The organism is Pseudomonas antarctica, from assembly GCF_900624995.1.
Taxonomy (GTDB): Bacteria; Pseudomonadota; Gammaproteobacteria; order Pseudomonadales; family Pseudomonadaceae; genus Aquipseudomonas; species Aquipseudomonas antarctica.
On sequence record NZ_UYXQ01000220.1, the window covers coordinates 1 to 3,376 of the forward strand.

General features: G+C 56.9%; 4 protein-coding genes and 2 pseudogenes. 1 reads left to right on the plus strand and 5 read right to left on the minus strand.

The window, feature by feature from the left end; all coding sequences use genetic code 11:
- Positions 1–177, minus strand: a pseudogene (locus tag E0F99_RS29385) (IS256 family transposase); the annotation flags it as partial.
- Between the two features lie 196 nt (positions 178–373).
- Between E0F99_RS29385 and E0F99_RS29390 the strand changes: the two are divergent.
- On the plus strand, positions 374–940 hold the full coding sequence (locus tag E0F99_RS29390) for a hypothetical protein (protein ID WP_083360364.1): 567 nt from the start codon (positions 374–376) through the stop codon (positions 938–940).
- Here the strand turns inward: E0F99_RS29390 and E0F99_RS29395 are convergent.
- The 4 genes and pseudogenes from E0F99_RS29395 to E0F99_RS29410 form a co-directional block, all read right to left on the minus strand.
- Positions 937–1,560: a DUF3916 domain-containing protein gene (locus E0F99_RS29395; RefSeq protein ID WP_083356846.1), complete on the minus strand. Its 624-nt coding sequence runs from the start codon at positions 1,558–1,560 to the stop codon at positions 937–939. The two genes, E0F99_RS29390 and E0F99_RS29395, sit on opposite strands and share 4 nt — an antisense overlap.
- A 23-nt stretch (positions 1,561–1,583) precedes the next feature.
- Positions 1,584–1,808, minus strand: a complete 225-nt coding sequence (locus tag E0F99_RS29400; RefSeq protein WP_083356847.1) for a pyocin S6 family toxin immunity protein — start codon at positions 1,806–1,808, stop codon at positions 1,584–1,586.
- The gene (locus E0F99_RS29405) at positions 1,805–2,938 is read right to left on the minus strand and encodes an S-type pyocin domain-containing protein (protein WP_083356848.1); all 1,134 of its coding nucleotides are present in this window, start codon (positions 2,936–2,938) and stop codon (positions 1,805–1,807) included. The genes E0F99_RS29400 and E0F99_RS29405 overlap by 4 nt, the downstream gene beginning before the upstream one ends.
- Before the next feature lie 275 nt (positions 2,939–3,213).
- A pseudogene (locus tag E0F99_RS29410) lies at positions 3,214–3,376 on the minus strand (IS256 family transposase); the annotation flags it as partial.

The following is a 3,376-nucleotide window of genomic DNA, read 5'->3' on the forward strand; positions in this document are numbered from 1 at the left end:
GTGGTGGCCCAGCTCGGCACCAAGGGCTCGCTCGATCAAGGCCTTTTTGAACGCCATCGACGCATCCTGAATGGCTTCGGCACTCATCGGGCCGCTGACGAACTGGTCGATCAGCTCTTTTGGAATGGCTGGAAGGTCACGCTGGGCCCTGCGGGCCGGTTTCTTTGTGGTTGGCATACATGCACCTCTTCAACATGTTATGCCCGAACACAAAATTTATGACAGTCCCGGAGTTGTCGAGCCCCAGCGAGGCGACGATGGGATCACTTCGGTACGCCTGCCCAGCCCAAGCGCCCGCATCGCTGCACTGCTGCAGAACATTCGTTTAAACTTCGCTCCAGTCATCACGCTCACCCTCGATAAGGAAATCCCCATGAAGCGAATCGCGCTGCTCACCCTCGCTCTGGCCCTGTGCGCCTGCCAATCCGACCCGCGTGACTCATCGCCCTCCCTGCTCAAAGACGGCATCCAACTACGCCAAAAAACCGTGGCTGTGGACGCAGACCACGCCAAAGTAGTGATGAAAGCCTACGGCGGCACCGCGCCGGTGGAATTCTCGATACGCCGTGAAGGCGACCCCGACCCGCGCATGGAAATCCTCGGCACGGTGATGGACACCGGCGAAGGCCGGGTTTTCAACTGGATCGCCAAATTAAACCAGACGGTCGCCAGTGCCGGGCTCAAGCGCTTTCCTCAGTTGGAGATACAGGCTGATCCGGGCAAGCAGTTGACCGTATCCAGCACCGCGAGAGAGTCTCGACCGGGTATCTACTCAATATGCGGGCCGGTGCTCAGCAGCTTCGTGCCGGAGCGGGCGAAGGTGTATTTGGTGGAGTTTCAGTTCAAGGGGGAGGTGTGTGTGCAGCAGGTGTTTGATGTGACGGACCCGGCGAATCGGGTGTTGGTTGAGGGAGCGGGGAGTGGGGTGAAGTCGAGCTAAGAGGCCGAGCCGAACAAATGCGGGTGCTGCGCCTGGAAGGACCTGAAAGTCTGGTACTTCCAGCGCTCACCGCCTGGGTCTTCGTCGGTCGTGCTGACCTCGCCAAAGTACCAATGCTCTGACTCGAAAATATCGCCGTCTTCATTCTCGTGCGTGAAGTGAAAGCCGACTTCGTGAAGCCCTGATGGGATTGTCAGGTTCCATTCGCTGGAGAGGCTTCGGCCAGTGATTCGGGTTTGGCGGAAGTGGTCATAGTCGAAAGGTTGAGTGTGGCCCAGGTAACGCGCTTTATCGGTGTAGACACAGACTCGGCTTGAGAACATGTCCGGAACCACGACGCAGGCGACAACCCAGCATTCAGGGGCGTCGTCTGGTCGTGCTTCAAGCAGATGGCCTGAGACATTGATCAACTGTTGAGCGCAGTGCGCCTGAATTTCCGGTGTGGTTTGTTTGCCCTGAACAAGATTTTCGATGACGGGGATTCTTTCGGTCACGTAGTCAGGTTGTGGCGGTAACGCTTCGTAGAAACAGCCTTCGAAGCTGTTGGCCCAACGGGTCAGGGCCCTGAGGTGCCTGGGGATGTTGCGGAGTTTTTTGTTTGTCAGTGAAAGTCTACGCATGAAGTTGAATTCTCTTAGGTTGGTTACTCGTGCGAGGAAAGGAACAGGTCAAGGTGGTTGGGCAGCTTTAAAGCGCACGCCTCTTCTATTTTGAGTGTTTGTTCTTCCGTCAATGGGTAATCAAATACGCAATCCTCAGGCTGGCTCCATCCCATAATCTTCATTAGCTCTTGAGTGGATAGAGATAGCTCTTGCTCAAAGGACGCAAAATCCTCGTTGGGCAAGACGCCCATAATTACGTGGTTCATGGCTCTACCCTCCTACTAGGGTCGGCTGGTTTTCGTTGTTTACCGGTTATATGGTCGAACTCGCCGAGATGCACTCCATGTTTGGTGTACTTTTCCACAGCTCCATGTTGAGAGTCCCATTCATAGATTGTCCCATCGGGGTCTTTCCATCTAGGACGTTTACCTCCTCCTTTCATGGACGTTTTCGAGCGTGCCCATCTTGCCTTTGGAAACGCAGCTAAGAGTTTAGGCTTGGTTTGGTAGGCGTGATCCCCAGCCCGAACGCTAACCACCACATACAGCGGCCGAACCCCCGACTCCACCGGGAACACCAGAATAAAATCCCGATACTCCGGCGGGTAAATCGGGTTCACCAGAATCTGCGCTGCCTTCTCCGTCGGCGGGTAAATCCAAATCACCGGCGCTTGCGGCGCAGCCTCTAACGCCGGAATACCAAGCGTATCGCCCCGATCAACCGCAGGCGTCCAGATCAGCTCCACGCCCTCACCCAAATCCGCCACAAACTGATCGCCACGGCTTTGGAACTGCACCACATCAATCATCTGCCAATCGGCATGGTTGCCCGTGTAAAAACCATACCCCTTGAGCGTGCCATCCTCACGCTGCTCCACATGCAAACGCATCTGCGACCGCGCCCGTTGCAGCGAACGCAATTGCTCCTCGCTGTAAAGCGCGCTATCACCCAGCGCCGACGGCCAAGCCAGCGCCACCAACCCAGCCAACAGGCCACCCGCTACAGTGCCAACGGCGCCGACTGCGGACTCCACCACCGCCGAGCGCAACGCCAACTGCCCCAAACCCGCGGGCAGCGCACTGCCGCTGATCTTGCGTAGAGCAACCGCGCCTCGGCTGTCCACCTCGCGCCCACCCAACAGGCTGAAATGGCCGTAATCCTTGATCAGCTCCAACGGTACGTAACCGGTGGGGTTGTTGTAGCGAATGATGCCGTCGGGCAGTTGGCAGGGTTTAGTGAACACGCAGCCGGGAAGCTTTGCGGGCGTAGGCGCCGGGGCGGGTGCTGAGTCGAATAAATCCATCGGCGGCGAATAGGGCTCCCGCTTCGGCTGCGGAGTCAGGATTCGCCGTTTGAGTTGATCTTCTTCGGTGATGGGGTGCGCGCGTTCTGGCATGACGGGCTCACTTCCTTGTGCGGGGGAGTGAGCGTACGGGGGGGAGTCAGAGGTTGATGTCGGCTCAGTTCGATAGTTGGCGTGGGAAAAGTCAGCTGACTCCTGGCAACCTCTAGATGGAGGAGTGTGGGGCGTTCAGTTGCGCAGTTCCTTCAACCCGCAGGGTTAAACGTCCTGTTCGACAAAGATGGCAGAACGGATAGCCAGCGGAATGGAGAGTGTCAGATTTTTTGTGTGCGGGCCGGTAACGGCCTGCCGACAGGCAGGCCTTAGTTTTACCAGGTAGGCCTGATAAATCGATCTCCGTACAGAATCGCAAATTGGTTCATCGCACTCTTCCAGTCATGTGCCGGTTTGCCCCAGTTAGCAGTGATATTTCGCAATCCCAACCAGATTAATTTTGTTGCAGCATCGTCCGTTGGGAAGTGCCCTCGGGTC